The sequence below is a fragment of the Campylobacter concisus genome (genome assembly GCF_003048675.2).
Classification (GTDB): domain Bacteria; phylum Campylobacterota; class Campylobacteria; order Campylobacterales; family Campylobacteraceae; genus Campylobacter_A; species Campylobacter_A concisus_F.
Window position 1 is genome coordinate 1,241,041 of the sequence record NZ_CP060707.1, and the last position, 26,997, is coordinate 1,268,037.

Genomic DNA, 26,997 nt, shown 5'->3' on the forward strand with positions numbered 1-26,997 from the left:
AAAATTTCTATGAAAAAGATAGTTTTACTAATATTTTTTTAACACTAAATTTAATAGCCTTAACAACAAATCCAAAGATCAAAATCCCTCAAGCAAATAGCTGCAATATCGAGGATAACTGCATTGATTTTAGCCGCAAATATAGTGATGATGAGTATAAAAGGCTATTTGGAATTTACAAAAGTGAGTGCGAGGTTAAAAATTTAGACGCATGCATCTATCTGGCTGAGTTTTACAAAAGCGGACTTGGCGTAAAAAAAGACGCGACAAAATCACTAGAAATCCTTAACAGAACTTGCGATGAAAATAACAAATTTGCCTGCCACAACCTTGGTGTTGAGTATCAAGAGATGAAAGATCACAAAATGGCTTTAGAAGCTTTTAAAAAAGGCTGCGATCTAGCTTTTATACAAAGCTGTTTTAACGTCGCAGTTTTATATAATAACGGCGGCGGCGTAAAAAGAGACTACAAAAAGGCTGCTAAAATTTACAAAGAAGTTTGCGAGCAAAATTTCTATGAAGGATGCTACAACCTAGCGGTTTTATACCACAACACGCCTGGCGTAAAGCGCGACTACAAAGAAGCGGTAAAGCTTTACAAAAAGGCTTGTGATGGCGACTTTAGCATCTCTTGCTGCAACCTAGCGAGCTTGTATCAAGAGCAAAAGAGTATGAAAAGGCTAGCAAGCTCTATTTTAAAGCTTGCAAGCTTGACTTTGCCGATGCTTGCAATAACCTAGCCAGCCTTTATGACGACGCTCTTGGCGTAGAAAAAGACGATGAAGTGGCGTTTAGATACTACAACAAAGCGTGCAGGCTAGATAGCGCAAGTGGGTGCAAACATCTTGCATACTTTTACTATCATGGTATAGGCACAAAAAAGGATAAAAAGCTGTCAAAAAAAGAGCTTAACAAAGCTTGCAAGCTAGGCCTTAAAGAGGCTTGCGAGATAGTTAGAGATTTTCACTAAAGAGCGTTTATGAAAAAGCTAATTTTGTTTTTATCTCTCTTTTTGCTTCTAAATGCAGAAAATTTAGATGAGATGTGCCAAAGCGAGGGCGACATAAGAGCAAATTTAACGAGCTGTTACAAGGCCGCTACAAAAATTTATAACTCTTCAAGCGATGATAAAGATTTCAAAAAGCTAAAAGAGATATTTTTACTAGCTTGCGAAAATGATATGAAAGAGGGTTGCTACAGCGCTGCGCTCATCTATCTAAATGGCTACAACGACGTGGGTAGCGAGCTTAATCAAACTATCATATTAAATAGATATGCAAGATTTTTAAACTACGCGCTTTTAGATAACGGCAAAAAAGAGGATAAAACGACTGCCAAAAGCTACTTTCAAAGATCATGCGAGCTAGGTTTTAAAAAGGGCTGTGATATGAGAAATTTATTAGATAAGCTTGGGTATTAAATTTCACATCCTAAACGATAATGAGAATATATTTACTATAAATTTAGACCTTTTTATCTAAACTTATTTAAATTTTTAAAAAGGCAGGCAATGAAAAAGATCGTTTTACTTTTATCTTCTACAGCTCTTTTGTGGAGTGTAAATTTAGACCAAAAAGTGCTTGAGACAAAGTGCGAAAAGGCTGACGCCACAAGCTGCTACGAGCTTGGCTCTATCTATCAAGAGAGCAAAAACTACCAAAAAGCGGGCGAGTTTTACAAAAAAGCTTGCGAGCTAAAACACGCAAGTGCTTGCAGTAGCGTGGGCGTGCTTTATGACATGGACTACATAAAAGATGTAAATAACAAAAATGCAGCCAAATTTTACCAAAAGGGCTGCGAGCTAAATGACGGTTTTGGCTGTGCTAGACTTGGCTTTGTCTATACGTTAGATAAAAACTATCAAAAGTCAAAAGAGCTATTTTTAAGAGCTTGCGAGTTAAAAGATAGCGACGGATACTACGGCCTTGGGCTTTTATACTATGACGGAAATGGCGTAAAGCAAGACGCCAAAAAGGCAAAAGAGCTCTTTGAAAAGAGCTGCGATCTAGACGCACCAGCAGGCTGCAATAGCCTTGGCATGATGCTTCATAGCGGAAAATATGTAGAAAAAGATCAAAAAAGAGCTAGCAAACTCTTTATAAAAGCTTGCGAAATGGACTTTGGGGATGGTTGTCATAACCTTGGAGTTATTTACTTTGAAGAAAAAGGCGATAAAAATTTAGCCAAAAAGTACTTTGGCAAGTCCTGCGAGCTAGGTAACGACGAAGACTGCCAAATTTACAATGGCCTATAAATTTAATGCACCTGACTTTTGGGACCCTTGCCCTTTGGGGTCCTATCTGAAAAGTAAAAAACATCAAGCGTAAAAGCAACGAGTATAAGTCCAACAATAGCCAAAGTCGCGTCCATACTACCTACCTTTTAAGTCCATTTACTATCTCTAACATCGAATCACTCGTAGTTATCGCCTTTGAGTTTGCCTCGTATGCGCGCTGACCTGTGATAAGATCAGTCATCTCCTCAACAAGCTGAACGTTACTCATCTCGACAAAGCCTTGTCTAATGGTGCCAAGTCCGTCAAGGCCAGCCACACCCACCACCACGTCGCCACTAGCGCTTGTTTGAAGGTAGTTGTTATCGCCCATTGAGTGAAGACCGGCTGGGTTTATGAAATTTGCTAGCTCGATCTGACCTATCTGAGCCATGTCGGTTTCGCCAGCCTGCAAAACTGAGACGGTGCCGTCTGTGCCTATTGAAATTTGCGTCGCATTTGCAGGGACTGTGATCTGAGGGATGAGCTGATAGCCGTCGCTATTTACGATCGTGCCGTTTGCATCAAGCTTAAATGCGCCGTTTCTAGTATAAGCTGTCGTGCCATCAGGGAGTTGAATTTGAAAAAAACCGTTGCCAGCTATGACCATATCTAGGTTGTTGCTAGTCTCTTTAAAATAACCCTGAGAGAAAATTTTGTTTATCGCTGTTGGGCGCACGCCAAGGCCTACTTCGATACCTGTCGGGCTTGTAGTAGTCTGGCTTGTAGCAGTGCCTGCGTACTCCATGACTTGATACATAAGATCGGCAAATTCAGCTCTATTTTTCTTATATCCATAAGTATTTACGTTTGCGATGTTGTGTGAGGTTACGTCTATCTGCGTCTGCTCGGCGATCATGCCAGTGGCCGCAGTGTAAAGTGATCTCATCATAGTTTTATCCTTTTATTAAGCTTTTAGGGCTAGTTTTTGAACAGCATCTTGGTTAAGGTCAGTCATGTGGCTTGTCATAACCTTTTGATACATATCAACTAAGCGTTGGGTTTCTATTAGACCCACCATTTCTAAGACTGGATTTACATTTGACATCTGAGCGTAGCCTTGCATCACGCTATCAGCTTCATCAAGCTCGGTTATGTCGTCAAAATTTCTACTCTCAAAGAGATTGTCGCCGACCTTTTTTAGATCCCTTATCTCTCTTGGCTGAGCGATGTAAAATTTAGAAAATTGATTGTTATTTGAGTATAAATTTCCATTTTTATCAACCGTCAAAACCTCGCCTTGTGGCACTTGGATGCCTCTTTGACCTGGATTTTGCGCCTCATAGCCACTTGGTAGCACCCTATAACCCTCTTTTGTGACGATATATCCGTCCGCATCAAGGCTAAAAGAGCCATTTTTGCTTAGTTTTACGCCATTTGGAGTATCTACTAAGAAAAATGCGTCCTCTCTTTTTATCGCAAAGTCAAGCGTATTTGAGCTGTATTTAAAGCCACCAGCGCTAAAGTCGGTGTATTCTCCGCTCACTTGTGGCACGCGATCAAGCGTTCTGTTTAGAAATTTAGCTCCGTCTTTTGTGTGATTTTTAAGTGGGAGCTCATCTTGCGTCTCTTTAAAAATTCTCGCAAAGTCGCCGATGACTACGTCGTTTCGTTTGTAGCCGATCGTATTTACATTTGCAAGGTTGTTTGAGATGACATTTAGTCTGTTAAACTGCGTTACCATGCCAGCAGTGGCTTGATAATAACCATTTTGCATAAATTTTCCTAATCAAAATTTGATTTTTATAGCTACTAAGCAATCATCGTTCCAACTTTCTTTTTATAGACATTTAAAAAATTTTGGGTATAATCCACTTTCTTTTAACCAATACTTAAATCACAATGATACGATTTGAAAGGAAATTTATGAGCGCCGCAAAAGACTCTTTTTCTCAGATAGAAGAGCTTTTTGTTGAAAATGCAAAAGGCTTTTTGACATACGAAAAATTAGTAAAATTATTAGACAAAGCTCCGACGGCTACGATAGTAAAGAAGATAGAACAACTCGCAAAAACAAACAAAGTCCAGCTCATCACATCTGCTGAGGCTGCAAAGCTTAGAAATTTAGCTGACGCCAAAAAACGTCAAGAAAATGCTCAAAAAAGTGATCAAGATATCGACGAGGATCTCGATCTTTCAGGCGAGAGCGACCTTTTAGAGTGGTCAAGATCAGATAGTCCAGTAAGGATGTATCTAAGAGAGATGGGCCAGATCGCACTTCTTACAAAAGAAGAAGAGGTAGAGATCAGCAAGAGGATCGAGCTTGGCGAAGATATCATCATCGATGCATTTTGCTCGGTGCCGTTTTTGATCGATTTCATACTTGACTATAAAGAGCCACTTATCAATAGAGAACGCCGCGTAAAAGAGCTTTTTAAAAGCTTTGAAGACGAGAGCGAAAATGAAAATGAAGATGGCGAAGAGGATATAGACGAAGAGGATGAGGAGAACGAAGAGAACGAAGCTCCTAAAAAATCAGCCAAAAACGACAAGCGCGCAGAAAAAGTTATAGAGAGCTTTAAAGCTCTTGAAAAGGCTAAAAAAGAGTGGCTAAAGACTGCAAACAAGCAAGATAAAGTAGAAAGCGACGACACAGCTTCAAAGATGACGCTTGCGTTTAAAAAGAAAATTTTAAAAGAGAAGCTGATGGATCTTGGCCCAACAAGTAAGCTAATCAGCGAGATCGTAAAATCAATGGAGACAGCTCTTAAAAGCGACGATGAATTTGACAGAGAGCTAAAACGCTTGGAGTATCGCTTACCGATGTTTAGTGACGAGCTAAAGAAAAATCACAAAAGCATCTTAAAAGATATCATCAAACTTAGCAAAGAAGAGATCGCAGCTCGCGTGCCAGAGGCTACGATGGTCTCAACCTATGTCGAGATCAAAAAGCTTTTTACGACAAAAGAGGCGAGCAAACAAGGCTTTGACCTTGAGCCAGCAAGGCTAAAAGAAATTTTAGAGCAGATCAAACGTGGAAAGAAAATTTCAGACGAAGCAAAAGCTAGAATGGCCAAGTCAAACCTCCGTCTAGTTGTAAGTATCGCAAAACGCTACACAAACAGGGGCTTGCCGTTTCTTGACCTCATCCAAGAGGGTAACATCGGCCTTATGAAGGCGGTTGATAAATTTGAATATAGAAAAGGCTATAAATTTTCAACCTACGCCACATGGTGGATCCGCCAGGCTATCTCACGTGCGATCGCCGATCAGGCAAGGACGATCAGGATACCTATCCACATGATAGAGACGATAAACCGTATCAACAAAATCAACCGCAAATACCTCCAAGAAGAGGGAAAAGAGCCTGATGTAAGCGTCATCGCAAAAGAGGTCGGACTAAGCGTTGATAAGGTAAAACAGGTGATCAAGATCACAAAAGAGCCTATCAGCCTTGAAGCTCCTATCGCAAACGAAGAAGACGGTAAATTTGGAGATTTTGTTGAAGACAAAACTTCGCTATCACCGATAGATCAAATTTTAAAAAGTGACCTTAGAGAGCAAATCGACGATGTGCTCTCTCAGCTAAATGAGCGTGAGAAGGCGGTTATTTCGATGAGATTTGGCTTGCTTGAAGATGAGAGCGACCGCACACTTGAAGAGATCGGTAAGGCACTAAACGTCACTCGTGAGCGCGTCCGCCAGATAGAAAGCTCAGCCATCAAAAAACTAAAACACCCAAAAGTTGGTAGAAAACTCAAAAACTACATCGAGGGCTAACAAGCCCTGCCCTTTTGGGCGTCCGCATCTAAACTCTTTAAATTTCTAAAATCAAATTTATATACTAGTCTATAATTAAGTTATTTTGCAACCGAAGCGTGAAAAAGGCTGGTAAGTAATTTAATGTTTTTGTATGTGTCTATACCCTATTTTGGCATATATATACTCTTATTTAGACAGCTCTTTTCTTTTGGTAAATTATTAGCGTCTATACCCTTTAAAAGACTTTCTCTTTGAAAAATTTATAGCATCTATACATAAAAATTGTTTTAAACATTGCATATGACTATCATCTTAAAGCATAATTAACTTAACCTTCGTTTTGAGGGCACGCTTGCTATAAAATTTCAAACGAGAAATATCAAATTCTTGATTTGAACATATATTCTAAAATCAAAAAGTAAAGCATCAAAAATAAAAGAGAGATTTACCGGCACAAGACCGGTAAAAATTTATTCGCCTAGAAGTTTATCTAGTTTTGCAGCCAAGCTCGTAGTATCGTGAGCTTTAGCTAAAGAGGCAGCATGTAGCTTTAAATTTGCTTGTAAATTTTCTTCCAAGCTCTTTGCGATGTCGCTACTATCAAGGTTCTCTACGCTATTAGCATTTGCTACGCTTCTAGCTGCTAGAGCGTTCATACCCTTAAATACAGCGTTTTGTGTCGAGCCGATCTCAGAGCGAAGTGAATTTATATTTTTCAAAATATCGCCAGAATTTGAGCCGTCTTCTTTAACATTTAAAATAGCATTTGTACTTAAATTTATATTTTTTGTGCCCTCACCTGTAAAAAAGCCAAGCTCGGCGTCAAAAACGTTTTTTCCATTAAATTTAGCCTCTTTTACGCTGTCACTCATCGCATTTTTAAGCGCATTTATCTCGCCTTTTATGCCCTTTTGCTCGTTCGCTGAAAGAGCTGGGTTTGAAAGCTTGCTTGATAGCTCGCCGATCTTATCCGCACTCTCGCTTAAATTTAAAAGCATTGAGTCAGCGATCTGAAGCATACCGATCATATCGTTTGCATTTGCCATGCCCTCATTTAGGACATTTGTTTGCGAAAGTAAGCTCTCTGCGATTTGCAAATTTGCACCTGATGCTTTGATCTCGCTATTTGCAGAGATGGCGTTTAGCGCCTTTTTCTCGCTATTTTTAGCTTGATCTAAATAATAGTTTCCTGAAGCCTGGTTTGCAGTATAAGTTCCTAACTTCATATCAACTCCTTTTTTAGTAGTTTCGTGATGGATTTTACTATAAATTTCATAAAAAGTTGCAAAAATATTTCTTAAAGAAAAAAATATTTTTAAAAAGATTTTAGAAAATTTTAAATTTTCTAAAATAAAATTTCATTTTTAGTCCTCTAACCTCACTGCGATTGATTTTCTATGGGCCGTTAATCCTTCGGCTTCGGCTAGCTGCATGCAAGGTTTGCCAAGGTGCATGATACCTTTTCTGCTAACTGAGATGATAGAGCTTCGCTTCATAAAATTTTCAACTCCAAGCGGCGAGTAAAATCTCGCACTTCCGCCAGTTGGCAAGGTGTGGTTTGGTCCAGCAATGTAGTCGCCCATCGCTTCAGGCGTGAAGTGTCCAAAAAATATCGCTCCAGCGTGTTTTACCTCGTCCATATAGCTCAAAGCGTCATTTGTAGCGATCTCTAGGTGCTCCACAGCAAGCTCATTCATCAGCTTAAAGCACTCTTGCAAGTCTTTTGCGACGATGATAGCAGCTTTATTTCTCATGCTAGCACTTGCGATTGGCTCGCGTTTCAGCGTTTTTAGCTCATCTTCAACGTGTCTTTGCACTGCCCTTGCAAAGGCCTCCACTGGCGTTATCAAAAAGGCACTTGCGATCTCGTCGTGTTCGGCTTGTGAGAGTAGATCGATCGCTATGTGGCGAGGGTCAGCACTATCATCAGCGATCACGCCTATCTCGCTTGGACCTGCGATCATATCGATATTTACGTCGCCATAAACTAGCTTTTTAGCAGTCGCTACGTAGATGTTGCCAGGTCCTGTGATGACATCGACCTTTGGCACGGTCGCTGTGCCGTAAGCCATCGCTGCGATCGCACTTGCACCGCCTATTTTAAAGGCTGTTTTGATGCCACATAGATGCATCGCCGCAAGAAGCAGAGGATTTACCTTGCCATTTGGCGCTGGAGTGCAGACAACGATCTCTTTTACGCCTGCAACGATTGCTGGGATAGCATTCATGAGAAGCGAGCTAGGGTATGCGGCCTTGCCGCCTGGGATATAAAGGCCAGCGCGATCAACTGGGGTGTATTTAGCGCCAAGCAAGATGTCGTGCTCGTCCTTGTAGGTCCAGTCGCTTGGTTTTGTGCGCTCATGATAGCTTTTTATCCTGTCGTGGGCTAAATTTAGAGCCACTCTTAGGGCGTTATCTAGCGAATTGTAGGCCGCTTCCATCTCTTTTACGTCGATTATTATGTCGTTTTTGCTTGTGACACTAAATTTATCAAATTTACTTATCTGGGCAAAAAGCGCGCTATCGCCATCTTTTTTTATCTCGTCTATGATGCCTGCAACCACTGGCATCACGGCACTCATGTCATTGTCACTTCGTCTAACAAGCTGCGAAAATTTACTCTCAAAGTCTGCGTCGCTGCTGTGTAAAAATTTCATTTATGATCCTTTATTTTTAGTTTTCTCTCATATCTTTGCTTTTGTGTAATGTTACCTAAAATTCCGCCCTGGTGGATATATAAAATTTCGCTCCCAAGCTTGTCTAAATTTGCAAAGAGCGTCATAAAGCCCACTGGGTCGTAAATAAGGTCAAACTCTACGCCACTTTTGCACACTTCAAGCCAAATTTCATAAAGCTCTTTATATAAATTTCCAAAATGATACTTCTTTGGCGGATTTAAAATTTGCACTTTGCTGTTTTTATCTAGCTCATAAATTTGCTTTTTTAGATAGTCGCTATCCCCTACGCAAGGAGCAGTAAAGACCCTAAGATCGGTGTGCTTTGCCAGGTAGCATGCGCTTGTACCTGTGCCTGAGGGCAAGAAAATATCAGGCCTTATGCCACTTTTTTTACTCCACTCATTGATCTCATTTGCTTGCGTGATAAAGCCAAGCTCAGCCTCACTCTGCGCCACGCCCTCGTTTATAAAGAGCGCATTTTGGCTCTTTGCTAGCTCTTTAGCAAATTTCTCACGCTCCTCTTTCACAAAAATTTCCATGCCATTTTCAAGTGCAAATTTGAAATTTCCAACCGGATCTTGCTCTAAATTTGAGCTTAGATGAGAGACGACGTAGTAAAATTTAAGCCCTTTTAGCTTGGCAAAAAGACTTAGGCTATACATAGCATTTGACTGGCTTGAGCCGTGAGATACGATGGCTTTGATGCCGCCAAGATCAGCCTTTAGAAAATACTCCAGCTTTCTTGCTTTGTTGCCGTTAAACTCACCAAGCAGATCGTCCCTTAAAAGCCAAAATTCTCGCCCTCTTAAGCGAATTTTATCAATCACCCTTAAACTCCAAAAATTTCTCTATCTCGTTGATAGCCTCTTTGTTTGAGAGTGAAAATTTGATCTCGATGCGCCTTGAAGCGTCCTTGTCTTCGGCTCCGTCTTTGAAAATTAGCTCGTTGTAGCTTCGGCCACTTGCGACAAGCAGCTTTCTAAGGCGCGCATCATCGCTAAATGAGTTTATAAACTCCATCACGGCATAGGCTCTTTTTTGCGAAAGCTCTAGGTTGTAAATGTAGCTTCCGTCGCTATCTGTAAAGCCCTCTATGACGATCTGATCGATGTTTGAGGCGATCTCTTTATCATTTAAAAGCACGTCAAAATACTTACTAAGTGTCGCCTTTAGCTCCTCTTTGACCTCTTCTTTTAAGACTGCACTTGCTTTATCAAAAAGTACTGAGGAGCTAAGCTTTAGTGCGCCTGAGTTTGGGTCGATCTCGATGCTATTTCCTAGCCTATCTTTTAAGGCTGAGATCACTTTTACCCTTATGCCAGTTAGGTTTTTGACCCTGTCACGAGTGACATTTAGATCCCTTAAAAGCTCGTCATATCTAGCCTCTTTTTTGCTTACTTGCTCGAGCAAAAAGGCGATCTTGGCTAAATTTTTCTCGCCGCTTGCATTTGCGTCACTAAGCGCTCTATCTTTTGATGAAATTTCATCATTTAGCACGATCATCTTTTGATTTAGATCAAAAATGCTGGCATTTAGCTCTTTTATGCTCGCATTTGCGTCCTTGTTTTCCTCTATAAGCTGGGCTAGTTTTTCTTTTAGGGCGTCTATTTGGATGATGAAAATTTCATTTGATTTTTTTAAATTTATGTTTTCGTCGCTTATCTTTGAAAGCTCGTTTTTTAGGGCGTCATTTAGCTCTTCAAGGGTGAAATTCTTACCCTGGGCGTCTTTTAAATTTGCTAGTGCTGCGATGATGGCTTGCTCTTTATTTTCAAGAGTGTTTTGAGTTAGGACGTATTTTACGACGACAGCGCCTATTAGCAGCATAAAAACAAAGAGCAGACCTGCCATCAAGTCTGCGTACGAAACCCAAAAGCTCGATTGATCCTCGTTATTTTTGTCTATTTTCATTGCACTAGATTTTCGATTTTTTCTATTACAGAATTTGCTTCTTTATCGATCTCGTCTATGTTCTTCTTAAGCTCAGCGATAAGGCTCTCGCGCTCTTTTTCACGCTCCAAGCTCCTACCCTCTTGCTCGTAGGCTGCCTTAAATATCGTCGCACTCTCCACTAGCGAGGTTCTAAATGCCTTTAGTGCCTCGTTTTGCTCTTTCATCAAAGAGAGAGAAAATTCTTTTAAAATGGCATCAAAACTCTTGATAGTCTGCTCGAATTTAAGCTGGCTCTCTTTTGTAGCGTTTAAATTTCTACTAAAAATTTCGCCAAGCTTTGCATGCTCGGTTAAAATTTTAACCTCCATATCTTTAAAGGCATTAGAAAACGCGCCAACTGCCTTTAATATATCGGAGTGGATTTTTACAAATTCATCTTGTTTTAGCCCAGATTCATTTAGCATTTTTAAACTTGCGCTAAGTTCTGCCTTGCTTTGATTGATGATATTTTTCTCAACCTCGCAAAGCTCTTTTAGGCTGTTAAATTTCTCATTTGTCTGCTCGCTTAGCTCTTTTACAAATTTATCGTCAAGCACCATTTTAAAGGCATCGTGGCTATCTTTAAAGTAGCCCACACTTGCCTTCATGAAATTTGCATTTAGCTCATTTTCCTGCCAGAAAAACTCACGGCTTAGCTCTTTTTGCTCGCTGTAAAATCTCTCAAATTTACTAATGCCGATCTTTTCAAAAAACATCCACCAAAGCGCTAAAAATATGCCGTAAATCGATACATAAAACGCCGTAGCCACGCCGTTTAACAGTATAGCGATCTCTTTTTCAAGTCCGTTTGCGGTGCTTGAGCTAAAGCTTGGCATAGAGATAGCGATACTGATAAATGTACCCAAAATTCCAAGCATAGGAAAGACTGCTTGGCCGATGTTTGCTAGGTTGTCATTTCTAAAATTTCTTGTATAGCTCTCGAAAAAATCTTCAAATTTAGCGTTTGCCTTTTTGACGCTTGAAATTTCAAAAAGGTGAGCGATGATAAATTCTTTTAGCCTTATCTTGTAGTCTTTGGCATTTGCTAAGAAATTTGAGTAAGCTACTAAGGCGCTATGGCGTGAAAATATAAAAGCGACAAAGAGTATAACGCCCATCATCACGATGGTGTGAAGCTTCATCTGAAAATTTATAACGCCAAGATAGGCTAGTATCGCCAAGATGTAGATAGCTAAAGGGATAAAGATAACTTTAAAAAAGACAAAGAAAGAGTGAGCTTGGCGCTCTTTTGGCACGCTTAGCTCACTAAAATCATTTTGATTTTGCATAGGATTAGTTCCTATTTAGGCAGTTTAAGTCGCTAAAAGCAGTCTGAAGACGCTTAACCATGCTCTCCTCGCCACTTCTTAGCCATTTCCTTGGATCGTAGTATTTTTTATTTGGCTTATCATCGCCCTCTGGGTTGCCGATCTGCCCTTGCAAGTATGCTCTATTTTTAGCCTCATACTCGCGCACGCCGTCCCAGAAAGCCCACTGAGTATCGGTGTCAATGTTCATTTTAATAACGCCGTAACTTACAGCATTTTTGATATCTTTTAGCTCGCTGCCACTTCCGCCGTGAAATACAAAATTTACTGGCTTGTCGCTTTTTGTGTTAAATTTCTTAGCAACATAGGCTTGTGAGTTTTTAAGAATTTCTGGTCTTAGCACGACATTGCCAGGTTTATAGACACCATGAACGTTGCCAAAACTAGCTGCGATGCTAAATTTATCGCTTATCTTACTTAGTCTTTCATAAGCAAGCGCGACGTCCTCTGGCTGAGTGTAAAGAAGTGCGTTATCAACACTTGTGTTATCTACGCCATCTTCTTCGCCACCAGTGACGCCAAGCTCGATCTCTAGGCTGATGCCAAGCTCGCTAAGCTCTTTTAGATACTTCTCGCACGTGCTTAAATTTTCGTTGATATTCTCTTCGCTAAGATCAAGCATGTGAGAGCTAAAAAGTGGCACGCCGTGAGTTTTTTTATACTCATGACTTGCTTTTACTAGCTCATCTATCCAAGGCAAAAGCTTTCTAGCAGCGTGGTCAGTGTGCAAAATGACTGGCACGCCATAAGCCTTGGCTAGCAAATGAACATGCTTTGCTCCAGCGATCGCACCAAGAACGGCTGCATTTTCGCAGGCTTTACCAGCGTAAAAACCTGCACCGCCATTACTAAACTGAACGATAACAGGCGAGTTAGCAACCTTCGCTGCCTCTAAAACAGCATTTACTGAGTCGCTGCCTACGACATTTACAGCAGGTATTGCAAAACCTTGCTCTTTGGCATAAGCATAAAGTTTTGTTACATCATCTCCGCTTAAAACACCAGGTTTTACGATATCTAAAACGCCCATTTTATCCTCCAAATTTTATTTGTATTCTATCTTTGCTTTTTGGCGTAGAGCTTCACTTTTTTGTCTAACAGCAGCTTGGAATTTCTCCATTTTTACAGCTTGCTCGATCTCTGGTTTTGCTTGCTCAAAGCTTACAGTACCAGCTGCTTTGCCATCTTCTTTTAAGATAACATGGTAGCCAAACTGAGTTTTAACTGGCTTAGTCGAAACTGTGCCATTAGCCATTGAAAATGCTGCGTCTGCAAAAGGTTTTACCATTTGGCTTTGACCAAACCAGCCAAGCTCGCCACCGTGTGCTGCTGAGCCTTTGTCGATTGATTTTTGGCTTGCTAGCTCTGCAAATTTCTTAGTTAGCGCCTCGCCTTTTAAATTTTTAAGTTGAGCAATGATGTCATTTGCTGTTTTTTCATCTTCAACTAAGATATGTCTTGCTCTTGCTTGAGCTGGTTGGTTCATGCTAGCTTTGTTTTTGTTGTAAAAATCTCTTAAATCGCTATCGCTTACTTTTATGCCGTCAAACAATTTTCTCATATAAAGCTCAACTGCAATGCCTTCTTGTGCAGCTTTTACAGCCTTGATGTAATCAACATCTTTTTCAATGCCTGTCGCTTTTGCGTCTTTTAAAAGAAGTTTTCTGTTGATTAGATCGTCGATTATACGTTTTTTCTCATTTGGTTGAAGCTTGCTAGCGTCAAAACCTGGCATAGCCGCTGATAAAAGTGCTGAGATATCGCTATCATTTATAGCATCGCCATCAACTGTTGCAACTACTGCTGCGTTTAGAGTGACAGCTGCAGCTAAACTTAAAACTGCTGGAAACAAAAATTTTTTCATATAAATCCTTTAAAAAATTGATTTTATGGGCAAAATTATATCAAATAATGCGGTAACTTTTCGTTTAACTTGCAATTTTAGGTAAAATAGCCAAATGAGAACAAAAAAAGATATTTTAGAGATAAAAAAAAGGCTTTTAGAAGAGTTTAAAGACGCCAAAAGCGAGCTTAAATTTAGAAATTTATATGAACTACTTGTTTGCGTCATGCTCTCAGCTCAGTGCACCGATAAAAGGGTAAATTTGATCACACCTGCCCTATTTGAGGCGTATAAAGATGTTTTTGAGCTAGCTAGTGCAAATTTAGCCAGTTTAAAACTCATGATAAACTCATGCAGCTTTTTTAACAATAAGGCCCTGAATTTGATCAAGATGGCAAACAGCGTGGTCGAGCTTTATAACGGAGAAATTCCGCTTGATGAAGAGAAGCTAAAAGCGCTTGCTGGAGTTGGGCAAAAGACCGCTCACGTCGTGCTTTTAGAGGCTACAAACGCAAACGTCATGGCCGTTGATACGCATGTTTTTAGAGTATCACATAGACTTGGCTTAAGCAGCGCAAAGACGACAGAAGCGACAGAAGAGGATCTAAGCCTTGCCTTTAAAACTGACCTTGGCAAGCTTCATCAAGCTATGGTTCTTTTTGGGCGCTACACCTGCAAGGCTAAAAAACCGCTTTGTTTTGAGTGTATTTTAAGCGATCTTTGCAAGAGCAAAGATAAGATGATATAGATAAAATTTGCTAGAAATTTCTAGCAAATTTTACTTTTTTATGAGTTATATTTTTTAACTATACCACGAACGACTTTTTCTATAAAAAGTGCAGAAGCTACTTCACAGTGCTCTCTTGTAGAGTGCGGTGAGTAGATATTTGGTCCAATAGAACATGCACTAAGACCTGCTTTTTTCTCCAAAAGCACTCCACATTCAAGGCCAGCATGCACAGCTGTTATCCTTGCATTTGGCTTATAAATTTTAAGCTCTTCTAAGATATCGTTTGCAAATTTATCATTAACTGGCTTCCAAGCTGGGTTTCTATCTTTTGAAATGACGCTAAAACCAACCGCTTTTGCAAGCTCTGAAATTTCAAATTCCATTCTGTTTAGCCCGTCTTTACTCATTGATCTTGCGAAAAACTCTACTTCAAGCGTGCCATCATCTTTGATCTTTGCAAGTGAGAGATTGACGCTATCTTGTGGTATACCCAGCTCGCAGTTATAGGCTCTTACGCCTTGTGAAAATGAGTTGATAAGAGCTAAAATTTTCTCGCCGTTTTCTAAAATTTCATCCCCCTTGCCAAGCTTTTTCACGCTTAAATTCTCACACTCACTCTTTAGCTCTTTATCACTTAAAACCAGTGCAGTTGCGCCGCTTGGGATAGAGTTGCTTCGCTCGCCACCTTCAAATTTAACAAGCTTGCAGCTATTTTTAGTAACAAATGCCGCCAAAACCTTGATCGCATTTGGGATATTTTTATGTATCTCGTTGCCAGAGTGTCCGCCAGGTAGGCCGCTCACTTTTATTTCATAAAGCGTGCTCTCTTTTGTTTTTTTGCTATTAAGCGAGATAGTAGCAAATAAATTTACACCGCCAGCGCAGCCGATAGTTACGCGGTCGTCCTCTTCGCTGTCTAAATTTAAAAGCTTATCGGCTTTTAGATCGCCGCTAAAGCCAGCAGCTCCGACCATGCCGACCTCTTCGTTGTTTGTAAAGAGGCACTCAATGTCGTCAAATTCGCTTATCATCTGCATCATGATAGCCACGCCTATGCCGTTATCCGCGCCTAAAGATGAGTTTTTAGCCCTCATATAGCCATCATCGCCATAAACTATCTCGATCTTTGGTGCGTCGCCCATGCAGACCATATCGTAGTGGCTTTGCAAACAAATTTTTGGCTTGCCTTTAAATGCATGAACGTTGCCAAAACTATCGACCACGACTTCACAGCCCTTATCTCTTGCAAAATCAGCTAAAAAATCACGCATCTTGTCAGTCTCATAACTGCAGTGCGGTATCGTCGTAAGTGTCTCAAATTTCGTTAGAACTTCGCTCTTTGACATATTTGCCTCCTTTAAATTTATTTTATCTCGCCCTTATAGCCAGTCGCATCGACCGCCTTTAAAAGCTCTTTTTTATCGACCTTATCATCTGCTACAACGACAGCTTTTCGCTCTTTTAGCGATACGTCTGCCTTTTTTACGCCCTCAACGCTAAGTGCGGCCTTTCTTACTATCGCTGTGCAAAGCGGACAGTGCATGCTAGGCACTGAAATTTCTATCTTTTTATCAGCGTAGCTTGCAGCCACCAAAAGGGCTAAAACTAAAATTTTACGCATAAATTTCTCCTAAAAGCTCCGGATATGTAAGGAGTAAAAGCAAAATCACTCCAAAAAGTATATATATAAGTATCCATTTTTTCTTTTTATAGCTTAGGTTGCAGCTTTTTGGCTTGTAAAATAGAGCCACACCTGAGATCACAAAGCAAATAACGGCCACGACGCTTAAAGGGACGCGGTACTCGTATAAATTTTGTGTCCAAGATAGAAAAGAAAAAGATGTGCCAAAAAGCAAGAAAAGAAGTGCTGGTAAGCAGCACAAGGTAGCGCCGATAGCACTACCTATGGATGTTAGTATCAGCCAAAAGGCTCTCATTTTAGCTCTGTTGAGATGTAGTCGTAGCTAAATTCTTTTGGCGAATAGTAGTTTTGTGTGTTGCCATCAACCTCAGCGTATGGATAGCCAAAGTTGTTTAGCGGAGTTTGCTCTGGAGTTGGCTTTAAGATAAAGTCGCGTCCATAGTTAAAGCCTATCCAGCACATCTCCCAGTTGCCAAAGCAATAGTCCCTAACAGCTACGATCTTAGCGTCGTCGTTTGTCAATTTCTCGCCCAGTCTTACCTTTGTGACATCTGCTGGATCAACCGGTATCCAACCATAGCCTTTTAGATAAAACTCAGCCCTGCAGTGCTGTCCGCCTGAAATTTTAGCCACGCCGTCTTTTGCGCTACCCATCTGATCTGAAAATCTAGACTGACCAACCCTGATACCAAAAATTTCTCTTGCAGGGATGCCAACTGATCTGCAAAGTCCCACGAAAACTGAGTTTATGTCAGTGCATTTGCCAACTAGTTTGCCACTTTCAAGTATCGCTTTAACGTCGCCTGTGCCACATCCAAGGATGCTGTTATCACGCTGCATAGTGTTTGCAACCCACGTATAGATCGCTTTTGCGCGCTCCAAATCGCCTTTAGTATTGCCGATAATCTCTAGCGCTTTTGCTCTTACGACGCCGTCAGTTGGGATGTGTGAAGTTGGTTTTAAAAACTCCAAAACAGCAGGATCGACCTTCTCGTTTGGATCGAAATTTACCTTGCTAAAGTCGGTGTTGCGCTCTGTTGTTTGAATTTTAAACTGGATATTTAAAATAGGTCTTTGCTCGTTTTCTTCAAATTCGCCATACATTGTTGGTATTAGCGTGTCTGAGATATAGACGTTTTTAGCGGTTGTGTTTATGACGTAGTCTTGGGTTAGTTGCTGATAAGTGGTGCTTAGTGGAAGGGGCAACCAAATTCTTGAGTTTTTGCCCTTTTCAAGAAGCTGGTGTTTAAAATTTACGTCGAAATTTCTAACTACTGGGTTTGCTGGCTCGTCGCTAGCTAGAGTGACACTTGGAAGCAGACTTGCTGCACCTAAAAAACTACTGAATTTAAAAAAATCTCTTCTTTGCATAAAATGCCTTTTTGCTTAATCTTAGCCAAACTTGGCTCTAAAACTGCCTGCTATTCTAGCATAAAATTTTTATTTATGATAAAATCCGCCACATGAAAAAGATTATATTTTTAGGCTTTATAGCGCTATTTTGCAATGGTTGTCTTTATATGAATGAGCGTGGAGTTTCGACGCAATATTATAATGATTGTAAAGAGTATTATGACGCGACTGGCACCTACCAAAAAGAGTGTCCGCACAACATCGTCGACTGGAAATAGCGTGGATCTTAGCAAATTTAACGAGCAACAAAAGCAAATTTTAAATAGGATAGAAAATTTAGCAAATTTTGATTGCGAATTTAGCCTTAGTGAGAGCGTAAATGTCAAATTTAAAGAGCTGGACGCTGCAAGCAAAGATGAAATTTACAACCTCGCCCTTAGCCTAAAGCCTTGGCGAAAAGGGCCATTTTTACTTGATGATATATATATAGATAGCGAGTGGCAAAGTTTTATTAAATTTAATATCCTTGCCCCACACCTAAATTTAGCTGGCAAGTGCGTGGCTGACGTGGGTTGCAACAATGGATATTATATGTTTAAGATGCTTGAGTACGGCCCAAAAAGCATAACTGGCTTTGACCCTAGCGTGCATACATATTTGCAATTTGCTTTTTTAAATAAATTTATCCGCTCAAATATCGCTTACGAGCTTCTTGGAGTAGAGAGCTTGCCTGAATACGCAGCGAAATTTGACACCATTTTTTGCCTTGGTGTGATATACCACAGAAGCGATCCTATAAAGATGCTAAAAGAGCTAAAAACCGCGCTAAATCCTGGTGGCGAGCTATTTTTAGACACGATGTATATAGATATGGATGGCGACTTTGCTCTAAGCCCAAAGGATAGATACTCAAAAATTCCAAATATCTACTTTGTGCCAACGCTTAGCGCACTTGAAAACTGGTGCGAGAGGGCTAAATTTAAGGACTTTAGCTTGCTTGATACAAAGGCGACTGATCTAAATGAGCAGCGAAAAACGCAGTGGATAGATGGCGAAAGTCTTGGAAATTTCTTAGACCCAGACGATAATACAAAGACCATCGAGGGCTACCCAGCTCCAAAAAGAGCCTACGTGAGAGTTAAAATTTAAGGATAAATATGGCAGATGAAAATATTTTTGAAGCAAAAGACGAATCGCAAATAATCCTCCCAGAGGACGAAAACCCGTTAAGAAACGAGATAAAAACAGCACCTTTAACAAAGCTAAATTTTAGTGGAACGGCATTTTTACTTGAGAAAAATCACGCAAAAACTAGATTTTTTACCACAGCTGACATGGTGAGCGATGCTGAAGGGCTCATACATAGCGGTTTTGTCTTCATGGGGGCAAACTACGCAGCACTTTTAGCTATAAATGAAGAATTTTGCGTTAGCATCGGAGCTAGGATAAATTTCTTTGGACCGCTAAAGCTTGGCGATGTGGTCGAATTTGACGCACAAGCAAGGTTTGAAGAGAGCAGAAAAAGAGAGGTAAAAGTGATAGGCTACGTAAAAGAGATCAAGATATTTGAGGGCGTCTTTCAGCTAGTCACGCTTGAAGAGCATATCTTTGTCACTCAGCAAAAAAATATCCAAAAAGAAGCCGCTATAAGACAAAAGAAAGAGCGCGAAGAGGCGCAGGCTAAAAACAACGGCTAAATTTAACTGATGAGATATAAATTCTCATCTTTTACTTCAAATAAATTCAAATTTTAAAAGAGAAATTTTATCCTAATATCTCAATTTGGTAAACGATCGGTAACAAATTTTTGAAAATTTAGTGAATTTTAAGCTTAAAAATTAATTTTATGTGTTAATATCCTTTCAAAACTTTTTTATCAAAAGGAGATTTAGATGAAACTTACAAAAGTTAGCTTAGCTGCTTTGGTTGCTTTAGGTGCATTTTCAAGCGTTGCAAGTGCAACTCCACTTGAAGAAGCTATAAAAAATGTAGATCTTTCAGGATTTGCAAGATATCGTTATACAAATGATTTTATAAAAAATTCAAACCAAAATAGTACAGTAAAAAATAGTGGTGCTGGTCATGCTTTTAGAATGCAAACAGCATTTAAAGCTGCGATAGATGATAACTTCTTTGGTGTATTAAATTTAAGATATGATCTAACTGATGATTCTGGTGATAAAAACGCTGCTGGAACAGATAAAACATACACAACAGGAACATTTGGTGTTTATGAGATGTATCTAGGCTATAAAGTAGGTAACACTGCTATTACAGCTGGTAAACAACTATTAGGTACTTTCTTTGATGACAAAGATGTAGCTGGCACAGGTCTAAAAGTAATAAATACTGACGTACCAGGTCTTACTTTAGCTGCAGCTGCATTTGATGCAGTACAAGGTGACGGTACAGAGTTGGATGGTCCGCTACTAAAAACAACACTTGCAGGAAGCATCAGTGACGCTCCTGGCAATATATACTATTTAGGTGCAGCTGGCAGCTATGATCCAGTATCATTTAAAGCAGCTATTGCAAATGTTCAAGAAGTAGCTACACTTTACGGTGCTGATGCTGGTGTAAGCTTTAATGTAACTGATGATGTAAATCTAAACTTAAAAGGTCAATTTGTTCACAATGACTCAGATCACAAAGATGTAGCTGATGCTAACTTCTGGGCAGTTCAAGCTGGCACAAAACTATTTGGTGCTAAACTTAACGCTGGTTATTTAGATTTTGATGCTAAGAACAAAGACAATAATAAAATTTCATTTGCAACACTTGATGCAAATGGCGAACTTATCAACCCAGCAAAAATCCTAAATGGTGTAATGAGTGGTGGCAAGCAATACTACAATAACATCAAAGGAAACAACGACTACTGGTTTGTTACAACTGGATATGATATAGATAAATTTGGCTTTGGTGCTGGATATACTCAAGGTAAAGGCTATAGCTGGGCTCTTAGTAAAGAGAGAGCAAAAAGAAGCGAATGGTCTCTTGATGCTAGCTACAAATATAGCAAAAAACTTACATTCCTTTCTTGGTATGCAGCTGCTAAAGATAAAAAAGACGGCGAAAGCTACAAACAAAATCGTATCAGATTTGAAGCAAAATATAGCTTCTAAAAACATTTATCCGAGCGAGCTTTCGCTCGGATCTTCTCAACTTCTCAATACTTAATCAAAATCAGCAAATATAACCAATAAAATTTATATAATGCCAAACAAAAAAAGGCAAAAAATGTATCTTTTCTCTCTCATTACGCATTTAGTTTGCGCCATTATCTTTATAGGATATGTATTTTTTGATGTTTGCATATATCCATTTGCCAAAAAAACGATAAATCCACAAACCCTTGAAGCTGTCAAAAAGGCTTACACAAAAGGCAGTGCAAAGGTTTTTGGCACGGCATTTTTACTACTTTTGATAAGCGGAGCTTTTATGGCAAAGGACTATCTTGGAGGCGAGCATGGTTGGTGGCAAAGCAACTTTCAAAAGCTCTTGCTAGCAAAAATCGCAGTTTTGCTTCTCATGTGCCTTGTCACTTTCATCTCTATTTTTAATGTCACTATCTTAAAAAAGCCAGATCCATTTGGTAAATTTTCGCACCACATAGCCCTTGTGCTTTGTCTGATAATGGTCATTCTGGCAAAACTTATGTGGTGGGTTTAGCAGTAAAATTTGGCTGTAAATTTAAGCCCAAATTTGCAGCCAAGTCTAATTTTCAGTCGATACTTTTTAGCTTATCCTTATTTAGCCCCTCTTCTATGCGCTTGATCTCCTCACTTCCATCTCTTACGACGCTTTTGTCGTATTTTAGATACTCATCTATCTTTTTTGGATATTCGACGTGAGTTAGGATAAATTTAAAGACATTTAACCTCGCCTCTTTTTTATTGTCACTTGAGACGATCACCCACGGCGAGATGCTATTGTGAGAGGCTAGCAGCATCGAGTATTTGGCGATGGAGTACTGATCCCAAAGCTCTTGCGCTTTTTGATCTACTGGAGAGATCTTAAACTGCTTTAGTGGGTCATTTAGACGCTCTTTGAAGCGCTTTTTTTGCTCCTCTTTTGTGATCGAGAGGTAAATTTTAAAAAAAATGATGCCTGAGTTTATGATCATCTCTTCAAATTTTGGCACTTCACGCAAAAATTCCTTATGCTCAGCCTGCGTGCAAAAGCCCATCACTGGCTCAACTCCAGCCCTGTTGTACCAGCTCCTATCAAAGATGACGATCTCGCCAGCACTTGGCAGGTGCGTCACATATCTTTGAAAGTACCACTGCGTCTTCTCGACATCACTTGGCTTTGTAAGCGCTACTATACGGCAACCACGTGGATTTAAATGCTCTGTTAGGCGCTTTATCGTGCCGCCCTTGCCAGCCGCGTCTCGACCCTCCATTAGCATAAGCACTCTAAGTCCCTTGTCTTTGACATGATTTTGGAATTTCAAAAGTTCTATCTGAAGCAGCCTAAGCTCATCTTCGTAGCCGAGTTTATCGGATTTTTGGTGTTTTTTATCCTTTGACATCTTCGCTCCTTCTAAATTTTCAAGATTTTACTATAAAATAGAATAAATTTAAGAATTTAGACTAAAATCATCTCTTTTAATTTAGCAAGGATTAGCATGTTTTTTAAATTTATTTTTTCTCTCATTTTGTTTGCAAGCTCACTTTTTGCCGAGGTTTTAGATGTTAGCAAGGCATTTGTTTTAAGCCCAAGTATCGACGAACAAGGCGTTGAGATCAAGTTTAAATTTGGCGAAAATATCTACCTTTATAAAGATAGCTTTGAGGTTAAGCTTGGTGAAGAGAAGATAAATTCTTTGCTAAATATGCCAAAGAGTGAAAACACTGGCGAATACGAAATTTACCCAAAAGATTTTTCACTGTTTATCCCACTAAATTTAGTAAAAGAGCATCTTAAAAACGGCAATGCTAGGCTAAATTTAAGCTATCAAGGCTGCGCTAAAAATGGCATTTGCTACCGCCCGCAAAATAAAATTTATGACATCTTTGAGAAATTTGGCAAATTTAACATCATAGCCTTTGAAAAAGAGCAAAAAGATGAAACCAATCCTGAATTTACCGAGCTTTCAGAAGATCAAAGCATCGCAAACGAGCTAAGCAGCAAAAACTTTTTTATCTCGCTTGCGACATTTTTTGGCTACGGTCTCTTGCTTTCGCTCACACCTTGCGTCTTTCCGATGATACCGATCTTATCAAGTATCATCGTCTCAAAGGGCGGCAGCCTAAATGCTAAAAAAGGCTTTTTGCTCTCGCTAGTTTATGTAGTTGCGATGAGCCTTGCTTACGCGCTTGCTGGCGTTGGAGCAAGCCTACTTGGCTTTGGCATCGCAGGGGCACTCCAAAACATCTACATGCTTGGCGCATTTGCGGCCATTTTTGTCATCTTAAGCTTTAGTATGTTTGGCTTTTACGACATCAAGCTGCCCTCTAAATTTGAAAACTTAATCAGCAAAAAGTCGCAAAACAGCTCAGGTCTCATCGGCGTTTTCATCATGGGCTTTGCCTCAGCGCTCATCGTCTCGCCTTGCGTAGCAGCACCGCTAGCAGGCGCACTTCTTTACATCGCGCAAAGCGGCGACGCACTTTATGGGGGCATCATGCTCTTTGTCATGGGGCTTGGCATGGGCGCACCGCTTCTTGTGATAGGGCTAAGCTCTGGCAAACTCCTGCCAAGACCTGGTGGCTGGATGGATGAAATTAAAAAACTCTTTGGCTTTTTGATGCTCATCATGGCCGTTTGGATCCTTGCACGCGTGCTTGGAGCGTTTTTTGAGCTACTTGGTTATGGCGTCATAGGCGTCTTTGCAGCCATTTATCTTGGGGCATTTGAGGCAGCAAATAACGGCTGGTCTAAATTTAAAAAAGCACTTTTCGTGCTGGTCTTTATCTACTCGCTCATGCTGATAATCGGCGCATTTTTGGGCTCAAAAGACGCGTTTTCGCCGCTTTCTGGGCTAAATTTAGCCAAAAATGAGAGCGAGCTAAATTTCAAACAAGCTAAAAATTTAAACGAGCTAAATGAGATGATAAAAAGTTCAAGCAAGCCAGTGCTGGTGGATTTTTACGCCGAGTGGTGCGCGAGCTGCAAAGAGATAGAGCACATCACTTTTAAAGACGCTAGCGTGAAAAATGCTTTGGCAAATTTTACGCTTATTCGCATCGACGTGACAAGTGGTGGGGCGCAAAACGATGAGATGTTAAGAAATTTTGGGCTCATTGATCCGCCTGCACTTCTACTTTTTAAAGACGGCGAAGAGCAAAAAGCGCTTAGGACGATCGGCTTTATAAATGCTAAAAATTTCATAGCAAAGCTTGAGAAAATTTAGATTAAAAAAGCAAATTTGGCTGGAATTTTAAATTTATCAGCCAAATTTTTCTAGGCTTTGCAGACCTTGTAACTAGCTAGAAATATAGCAAAGAAGTAAATTTAGACTATCAAATTTATATCATTTGGCGACGTAAGTAAAATCGCAAAATTTCAGTAAATTTAGTTTAATTCTAGGATTGTAAAGCAACTAAAATTTAATCAAATTTCGCTCAATCTCACATCCAATAAGACCAAAAACAAAAAACTTTAGCCAAACTTGCGGTCATCTTAAATTTTATCAAATTTTAAAACATGCCAACAAATAGAAATAGAAACTAAATTTAGCTTTGCACCAAGGTAGCAACGCAACCAAAATTTAATCAATTTTTTTTGCCAAACCACGTACGAACAAGACCACGAGATCAAAAAACTTAAGTCAAGTTTGCAATTTAAAACATCTCAGCACATAGACAAAATTATTCAAATAAATTTAAAATATGAAATTCGTAGTAAATTTAACCAATAACAGGGCTAAATTTAGCTAGACCGCAAAATCAAAGGCAAAAAATTAGCTAAATCATTACTCAAATTTATAAAAATTTAGAATTTACTCTGCCGCAGTAAAGACGCCAAACAGAGCAAATTTAGGCTCATTTGCCAAATTTAGCAAGCGCTCTTTGGTAGTCCTCTTCGCTATCGATGCCGATACTTTGACTTTCAACCTCTAGCATTGCTATCTTTTTGCCATTTTCTAGGGCGCGCAGCTGCTCGAGTTTTTCGGTGTTTTCAAGGCTTGAAGGCAAGAGGCCGCAAAACTCTTTTAGGCTCTTTACGCTGTATCCGTAGATGCCAAGGTGTGCCTTGTAGCTTTTACACTCGCTTCTGTTAAATGGTATCCTCGATCTTGAAAAGTAAAGCGCATAGCCCTCAAAATCAGTCACCACTTTGACCAAATTTTTATCATCTGCAAACTCATCGTCCATCTTTTTATAGCAAGAAAACATAAAGGCATTTTGCCTATTTTGCTCGCAAAATGCCCTAAATTTAGCGATATTTTCAGGCTCGATAAATGGCTCGTCAGCCTGAACATTTATGATGATCTCGCTCTCGCTTAGCCCCAAAATTTGCGCCGCTTCGTTTATCCTGTCAGTGCCACTTTGATGATCTTTGCTAGTTAGCACAGCTTTTATGCCGTGAGCCTTGGCGATATCAAGCACGCTTGGCTCATCCACAGCAACCGCCACATCGTCCACGCCGCTTACTCTAAGAGCCGTCGCCACAAACATCGGCACGCCGTTTATCTCTTTTAAAATTTTATTACTAAACCTTGTTGAGGCAAGGCGGGCTGGGATGATTATCATCGCTCGATCCATTCTAGGACGCACTTTTCGATCTCGTCCTCTTTTATGATATTTTTATGCAAAATTTTCGCACTAAATAGCGAGTTTATCGAGCTTGGCACGCTGTCATTTAAGATTTTAGCGGTCTTTGCCAGCGCATCTTTTTCATCTTTTGTATCTTTGATCTGGCACGCTTTGATCATGCTTGGCGTAAATTTCACCCAGTGCGCGGTCGATGTGATGACGTTTATGCGGCCAGCATCCACCATCTTAAAGCAAGTAGCCGTATGCGGATCGATCGCGTAGCCGCTCTTTGCGAGCTTTGCGATGTATGCCTCGCACTCTTTATCGTCGCACCAGCTGGCCTCAAAGTCCTCTTTTAGCGCTTCAAGCTCTTGCTTGCTAAGCTTATAAAATTTATCTTTTGCTAGGCTTTGCATGAGTTCATTTGTTCTAACGCTACCAAATTTATCAAACAGCAAGCGCTCGACGTTTGAGCTTATTAAAATGTCCATGGCTGGGCTTATCGTCTTAACCAGCTTTTTATCCCTTAGGTCGTAAACGCCGGTGGTGAAAAACTGCGTCAAGATATTGTTTGCGTTTGAGGCGATCTTGATCTTGCCGATCTTTGCGCCCATTTTTTTAGCGTAATACGCCCCGAGTGCGTTGCCGAAATTTCCACTTGGCACGATGATGTCAAAACTCTCGTTTGCCTTAAGTGCCTTTTGTTTTAGCAAATTTGCGTAGGCGTAGGCGTGGTAGATGATCTGGAAGAGAATTCTGCCAAAATTTACCGAGTTTGCCGCGCTTAGTTTAAGGCGCTTTTTCTTAAGCTCAGATTTAAATTTATCATTTGCAAGCAGCGTTTTTAGCGCTCTTTGAGCGTCGTCAAAGTCGCCTTTTATGCCAAAAACCTTTAAATTTTCACCCTGCATGGTCTGCATTTGCAGCTTTTGCACCTCGCTCGTGCCGCCATCTGGATAGAGGCAAACGACCTTAATATTCTCGTCGTTTGCAAAGGTTTGAAGTGTCGCAGGGCCCGTGTCGCCGCTAGTTGCGCACATGATAAGGTATCTTTCGCCTCTCTCTTTTGCTAGCTGACTAAGCAGCGAGCCAAAGGGCTGAAGCGCCATATCCTTAAACGCTCTTGTTGGACCGTGATAGAGCTCATTTACGTATAAATTTTTATCTATTTTTTTAAAAATGACTGGGTGCTTTGGATCATCAAAGCTTGCATATCTCTTGAGCGCCTTTTTGAAAAACGCCTCAGATACATCAAATTTAAATAGCGAGATGATGTGAAGTGCGAGCTTTTCGTAGCTTAGGTTTGAGAGCTCTTGCCACTTTGCCTTTGTGATCTTTGGTAGCTTCTTTGGCGCGTAAAGTCCGCCGTGAGCGGAGCTTGGGCTAAGCATAGCTGTGCTTAAATTTACGTTTTTTACCTTTTCATCTTTCACGCTTCTAGTTGGTGTTAGTCTCATTTTTTGCCTTTTGTGGTTGATTTTTTTATCCAATTTTCATATTTTTTAAAAACCTCTTTTGGCTTAAGTGTCAAAATTTCTGGGGTTTCGTAGCTGTGGTGCTTTCTTATAAATTTAGCCACTTTTTTAAATTTCACGTCCGTTTTTATGAGTAAAATTTGCTCTTTTTCATCACAAAGCTTCTCTTGCCAAAGATAAATGCTCTTTGCGCTAAAGCTACTCACGCAAGCTGCAAGGCCCTTTTTTACGAGCTTTTTGCTTAGTTTTTTTGCCTCTTTTTTCTTTGCGACTGAGGTGATTAAAATTCTCATTTTGATCTAAATTTTCCTTTTAAAAAGTGGCTCATTATAACAAAAT

29 protein-coding genes are annotated in these 26,997 nt (G+C 40.1%); 12 read left to right on the top strand and 17 right to left on the bottom strand.

Annotated elements, in window-relative coordinates; translation table 11 throughout:
* Positions 1-215 precede the first annotated feature (215 nt).
* The 4 genes from CVT00_RS06240 to CVT00_RS06255 all read left to right on the top strand — a co-directional run bounded on the left by CVT00_RS06240 (position 216) and on the right by CVT00_RS06255 (position 2,254).
* Complete coding sequence (locus tag CVT00_RS06240; protein ID WP_430516360.1) at positions 216-740, top strand: tetratricopeptide repeat protein; 525 nt, start codon at positions 216-218, stop codon at positions 738-740.
* A 44-nt stretch (positions 741-784) separates the two neighbouring features.
* Positions 785-970, top strand: a complete 186-nt coding sequence (locus CVT00_RS10240; protein ID WP_230853732.1) for a hypothetical protein — start codon at positions 785-787, stop codon at positions 968-970.
* A 9-nt stretch (positions 971-979) separates the two neighbouring features.
* Complete coding sequence (locus tag CVT00_RS06250; protein ID WP_103557928.1) at positions 980-1,420, top strand: sel1 repeat family protein; 441 nt, start codon at positions 980-982, stop codon at positions 1,418-1,420.
* Between the two features lie 90 nt (positions 1,421-1,510).
* Positions 1,511-2,254, top strand: coding sequence for a tetratricopeptide repeat protein (locus CVT00_RS06255; protein ID WP_103557927.1), 744 nt, complete (start codon positions 1,511-1,513; stop codon positions 2,252-2,254).
* Between the two features lie 121 nt (positions 2,255-2,375).
* Here the strand turns inward: CVT00_RS06255 and flgG are convergent, their stop codons facing one another.
* Together flgG and CVT00_RS06265 are read right to left on the bottom strand one after the other, a co-directional pair.
* Positions 2,376-3,164, bottom strand: coding sequence for a flagellar basal-body rod protein FlgG (gene flgG, locus CVT00_RS06260; protein WP_002942100.1), 789 nt, complete (start codon positions 3,162-3,164; stop codon positions 2,376-2,378).
* Between the two features lie 15 nt (positions 3,165-3,179).
* Entirely contained in the window at positions 3,180-3,989 is an 810-nt protein-coding gene (locus tag CVT00_RS06265; RefSeq protein WP_103557926.1) for a flagellar hook-basal body protein, read from the bottom strand.
* A gap of 149 nt (positions 3,990-4,138) precedes the next feature.
* Between CVT00_RS06265 and rpoD the strand changes: the two genes are divergently transcribed.
* Positions 4,139-5,992, top strand: coding sequence for an RNA polymerase sigma factor RpoD (gene rpoD / locus CVT00_RS06270; protein ID WP_103557925.1), 1,854 nt, complete (start codon positions 4,139-4,141; stop codon positions 5,990-5,992).
* Positions 5,993-6,444: 452 nt separating this feature from the next.
* Here rpoD and CVT00_RS06275 read toward each other — a convergent pair whose 3' ends face one another.
* From CVT00_RS06275 to CVT00_RS06305, 7 genes are all read right to left on the bottom strand, one after another.
* Positions 6,445-7,200, bottom strand: a complete 756-nt coding sequence (locus tag CVT00_RS06275) for a flagellin (RefSeq protein ID WP_181000463.1) — start codon at positions 7,198-7,200, stop codon at positions 6,445-6,447.
* 138 nt (positions 7,201-7,338) lie between these two features.
* Positions 7,339-8,631, bottom strand: coding sequence for a histidinol dehydrogenase (gene hisD / locus CVT00_RS06280; protein ID WP_107914944.1), 1,293 nt, complete (start codon positions 8,629-8,631; stop codon positions 7,339-7,341).
* Positions 8,628-9,479 (bottom strand): pyridoxal-phosphate dependent enzyme, encoded by an 852-nt coding sequence (locus CVT00_RS06285; protein WP_107914942.1) that lies wholly within the window; start codon positions 9,477-9,479, stop codon positions 8,628-8,630. Before CVT00_RS06285 ends, hisD begins: the two co-directional genes overlap by 4 nt.
* Positions 9,472-10,563 (bottom strand): OmpA family protein, encoded by a 1,092-nt coding sequence (locus CVT00_RS06290; protein ID WP_107914940.1) that lies wholly within the window; start codon positions 10,561-10,563, stop codon positions 9,472-9,474. The genes CVT00_RS06285 and CVT00_RS06290 overlap by 8 nt, the downstream gene beginning before the upstream one ends.
* Positions 10,560-11,873: a MotA/TolQ/ExbB proton channel family protein gene (locus CVT00_RS06295; protein ID WP_107914938.1), complete on the bottom strand. Its 1,314-nt coding sequence runs from the start codon at positions 11,871-11,873 to the stop codon at positions 10,560-10,562. Before CVT00_RS06295 ends, CVT00_RS06290 begins: the two co-directional genes overlap by 4 nt.
* Before the next feature lie 4 nt (positions 11,874-11,877).
* Positions 11,878-12,942 (bottom strand): class II fructose-bisphosphate aldolase, encoded by a 1,065-nt coding sequence (gene fbaA, locus CVT00_RS06300; protein ID WP_009294115.1) that lies wholly within the window; start codon positions 12,940-12,942, stop codon positions 11,878-11,880.
* 15 nt (positions 12,943-12,957) lie between these two features.
* Positions 12,958-13,776: a peptidylprolyl isomerase gene (locus tag CVT00_RS06305; protein WP_009294116.1), complete on the bottom strand. Its 819-nt coding sequence runs from the start codon at positions 13,774-13,776 to the stop codon at positions 12,958-12,960.
* Positions 13,777-13,870: 94 nt separating this feature from the next.
* Between CVT00_RS06305 and nth the strand changes: the two genes are divergently transcribed.
* Positions 13,871-14,503, top strand: a complete 633-nt coding sequence (gene nth, locus CVT00_RS06310; protein ID WP_107914936.1) for an endonuclease III — start codon at positions 13,871-13,873, stop codon at positions 14,501-14,503.
* A 38-nt stretch (positions 14,504-14,541) separates the two neighbouring features.
* Here nth and CVT00_RS06315 read toward each other — a convergent pair whose 3' ends face one another.
* The 4 genes from CVT00_RS06315 to CVT00_RS06330 are packed head-to-tail and all read right to left on the bottom strand — an operon-like array spanning position 14,542 to position 17,498.
* Positions 14,542-15,831: a M28 family peptidase gene (locus CVT00_RS06315; protein WP_107914933.1), complete on the bottom strand. Its 1,290-nt coding sequence runs from the start codon at positions 15,829-15,831 to the stop codon at positions 14,542-14,544.
* A 17-nt stretch (positions 15,832-15,848) separates the two neighbouring features.
* Positions 15,849-16,106, bottom strand: a complete 258-nt coding sequence (locus tag CVT00_RS06320; RefSeq protein ID WP_107914931.1) for a heavy-metal-associated domain-containing protein — start codon at positions 16,104-16,106, stop codon at positions 15,849-15,851.
* Positions 16,099-16,422, bottom strand: coding sequence for a hypothetical protein (locus CVT00_RS06325; protein WP_009294140.1), 324 nt, complete (start codon positions 16,420-16,422; stop codon positions 16,099-16,101). Before CVT00_RS06325 ends, CVT00_RS06320 begins: the two co-directional genes overlap by 8 nt.
* Entirely contained in the window at positions 16,419-17,498 is a 1,080-nt protein-coding gene (locus CVT00_RS06330; RefSeq protein ID WP_107914929.1) for a transglutaminase-like domain-containing protein, read from the bottom strand. Before CVT00_RS06330 ends, CVT00_RS06325 begins: the two co-directional genes overlap by 4 nt.
* Positions 17,499-17,590: 92 nt before the next feature.
* On the opposite strand from CVT00_RS06330, the gene CVT00_RS06335 reads away from it, so the two are divergent.
* The 5 genes from CVT00_RS06335 to CVT00_RS06355 all read left to right on the top strand — a co-directional run bounded on the left by CVT00_RS06335 (position 17,591) and on the right by CVT00_RS06355 (position 21,152).
* On the top strand, positions 17,591-17,758 hold the full coding sequence (locus CVT00_RS06335) for a hypothetical protein (RefSeq protein WP_002942642.1): 168 nt from the start codon (positions 17,591-17,593) through the stop codon (positions 17,756-17,758).
* Position 17,759: 1 nt separating this feature from the next.
* Positions 17,760-18,629, top strand: coding sequence for a tRNA 5-methoxyuridine(34)/uridine 5-oxyacetic acid(34) synthase CmoB (cmoB, locus tag CVT00_RS06340; protein ID WP_230853809.1), 870 nt, complete (start codon positions 17,760-17,762; stop codon positions 18,627-18,629).
* An 8-nt stretch (positions 18,630-18,637) separates the two neighbouring features.
* Complete coding sequence (locus CVT00_RS06345; RefSeq protein WP_087580924.1) at positions 18,638-19,177, top strand: thioesterase; 540 nt, start codon at positions 18,638-18,640, stop codon at positions 19,175-19,177.
* A gap of 195 nt (positions 19,178-19,372) precedes the next feature.
* A complete protein-coding gene (locus tag CVT00_RS06350) occupies positions 19,373-20,605 on the top strand; it encodes a major outer membrane protein (protein ID WP_103557915.1) in 1,233 nt (410 codons plus the stop codon).
* A gap of 115 nt (positions 20,606-20,720) precedes the next feature.
* Entirely contained in the window at positions 20,721-21,152 is a 432-nt protein-coding gene (locus CVT00_RS06355) for a trehalose-6-phosphate synthase (protein ID WP_103557914.1), read from the top strand.
* A gap of 52 nt (positions 21,153-21,204) precedes the next feature.
* Here CVT00_RS06355 and ppk2 read toward each other — a convergent pair whose 3' ends face one another.
* Positions 21,205-22,014 (bottom strand): polyphosphate kinase 2, encoded by an 810-nt coding sequence (ppk2, locus tag CVT00_RS06360; RefSeq protein WP_103557913.1) that lies wholly within the window; start codon positions 22,012-22,014, stop codon positions 21,205-21,207.
* A gap of 96 nt (positions 22,015-22,110) precedes the next feature.
* Between ppk2 and dsbD the strand changes: the two genes are divergently transcribed.
* Complete coding sequence (gene dsbD / locus CVT00_RS06365) at positions 22,111-23,838, top strand: protein-disulfide reductase DsbD (protein WP_107914925.1); 1,728 nt, start codon at positions 22,111-22,113, stop codon at positions 23,836-23,838.
* 631 nt (positions 23,839-24,469) lie between these two features.
* On the opposite strand, the gene kdsB is transcribed toward dsbD, so the two are convergent.
* From kdsB to cutA, 3 genes are read right to left on the bottom strand one after another with little or no spacing between them, the layout of a single operon-like run.
* Positions 24,470-25,180, bottom strand: a complete 711-nt coding sequence (gene kdsB, locus CVT00_RS06370) for a 3-deoxy-manno-octulosonate cytidylyltransferase (protein WP_103596722.1) — start codon at positions 25,178-25,180, stop codon at positions 24,470-24,472.
* Positions 25,177-26,640, bottom strand: coding sequence for a threonine synthase (thrC, locus tag CVT00_RS06375; protein WP_107914922.1), 1,464 nt, complete (start codon positions 26,638-26,640; stop codon positions 25,177-25,179). Before thrC ends, kdsB begins: the two co-directional genes overlap by 4 nt.
* Positions 26,637-26,951: a divalent-cation tolerance protein CutA gene (cutA, locus tag CVT00_RS06380; RefSeq protein WP_107914920.1), complete on the bottom strand. Its 315-nt coding sequence runs from the start codon at positions 26,949-26,951 to the stop codon at positions 26,637-26,639. The genes thrC and cutA overlap by 4 nt, the downstream gene beginning before the upstream one ends.
* Between the last annotated feature and the right edge of the window lie 46 nt (positions 26,952-26,997).

Coding starts and splice junctions, on each gene's coding strand:
- CVT00_RS06325 (WP_009294140.1), bottom strand. CDS start 16,422: ATGAGAGCCTTTTGGCTGATACTAACATCCATAGGTAGTGCTATCGGC.
- cutA (WP_107914920.1), bottom strand. CDS start 26,951: ATGAGAATTTTAATCACCTCAGTCGCAAAGAAAAAAGAGGCAAAAAAA.
- CVT00_RS06320 (WP_107914931.1), bottom strand. CDS start 16,106: ATGCGTAAAATTTTAGTTTTAGCCCTTTTGGTGGCTGCAAGCTACGCT.
- thrC (WP_107914922.1), bottom strand. CDS start 26,640: ATGAGACTAACACCAACTAGAAGCGTGAAAGATGAAAAGGTAAAAAAC.
- CVT00_RS06330 (WP_107914929.1), bottom strand. CDS start 17,498: ATGCAAAGAAGAGATTTTTTTAAATTCAGTAGTTTTTTAGGTGCAGCA.
- ppk2 (WP_103557913.1), bottom strand. CDS start 22,014: ATGTCAAAGGATAAAAAACACCAAAAATCCGATAAACTCGGCTACGAA.
- CVT00_RS06265 (WP_103557926.1), bottom strand. CDS start 3,989: ATGCAAAATGGTTATTATCAAGCCACTGCTGGCATGGTAACGCAGTTT.
- CVT00_RS06295 (WP_107914938.1), bottom strand. CDS start 11,873: ATGCAAAATCAAAATGATTTTAGTGAGCTAAGCGTGCCAAAAGAGCGC.
- CVT00_RS06335 (WP_002942642.1), top strand. CDS start 17,591: ATGAAAAAGATTATATTTTTAGGCTTTATAGCGCTATTTTGCAATGGT.
- CVT00_RS06290 (WP_107914940.1), bottom strand. CDS start 10,563: ATGAAAATAGACAAAAATAACGAGGATCAATCGAGCTTTTGGGTTTCG.
- kdsB (WP_103596722.1), bottom strand. CDS start 25,180: ATGATAATCATCCCAGCCCGCCTTGCCTCAACAAGGTTTAGTAATAAA.
- CVT00_RS06255 (WP_103557927.1), top strand. CDS start 1,511: ATGAAAAAGATCGTTTTACTTTTATCTTCTACAGCTCTTTTGTGGAGT.
- fbaA (WP_009294115.1), bottom strand. CDS start 12,942: ATGGGCGTTTTAGATATCGTAAAACCTGGTGTTTTAAGCGGAGATGAT.
- CVT00_RS06275 (WP_181000463.1), bottom strand. CDS start 7,200: ATGAAGTTAGGAACTTATACTGCAAACCAGGCTTCAGGAAACTATTAT.
- CVT00_RS06315 (WP_107914933.1), bottom strand. CDS start 15,831: ATGTCAAAGAGCGAAGTTCTAACGAAATTTGAGACACTTACGACGATA.
- CVT00_RS06250 (WP_103557928.1), top strand. CDS start 980: ATGAAAAAGCTAATTTTGTTTTTATCTCTCTTTTTGCTTCTAAATGCA.
- flgG (WP_002942100.1), bottom strand. CDS start 3,164: ATGATGAGATCACTTTACACTGCGGCCACTGGCATGATCGCCGAGCAG.
- rpoD (WP_103557925.1), top strand. CDS start 4,139: ATGAGCGCCGCAAAAGACTCTTTTTCTCAGATAGAAGAGCTTTTTGTT.
- CVT00_RS06355 (WP_103557914.1), top strand. CDS start 20,721: ATGTATCTTTTCTCTCTCATTACGCATTTAGTTTGCGCCATTATCTTT.
- hisD (WP_107914944.1), bottom strand. CDS start 8,631: ATGAAATTTTTACACAGCAGCGACGCAGACTTTGAGAGTAAATTTTCG.
- dsbD (WP_107914925.1), top strand. CDS start 22,111: ATGTTTTTTAAATTTATTTTTTCTCTCATTTTGTTTGCAAGCTCACTT.
- CVT00_RS06305 (WP_009294116.1), bottom strand. CDS start 13,776: ATGAAAAAATTTTTGTTTCCAGCAGTTTTAAGTTTAGCTGCAGCTGTC.
- CVT00_RS06350 (WP_103557915.1), top strand. CDS start 19,373: ATGAAACTTACAAAAGTTAGCTTAGCTGCTTTGGTTGCTTTAGGTGCA.
- nth (WP_107914936.1), top strand. CDS start 13,871: ATGAGAACAAAAAAAGATATTTTAGAGATAAAAAAAAGGCTTTTAGAA.
- CVT00_RS06345 (WP_087580924.1), top strand. CDS start 18,638: ATGGCAGATGAAAATATTTTTGAAGCAAAAGACGAATCGCAAATAATC.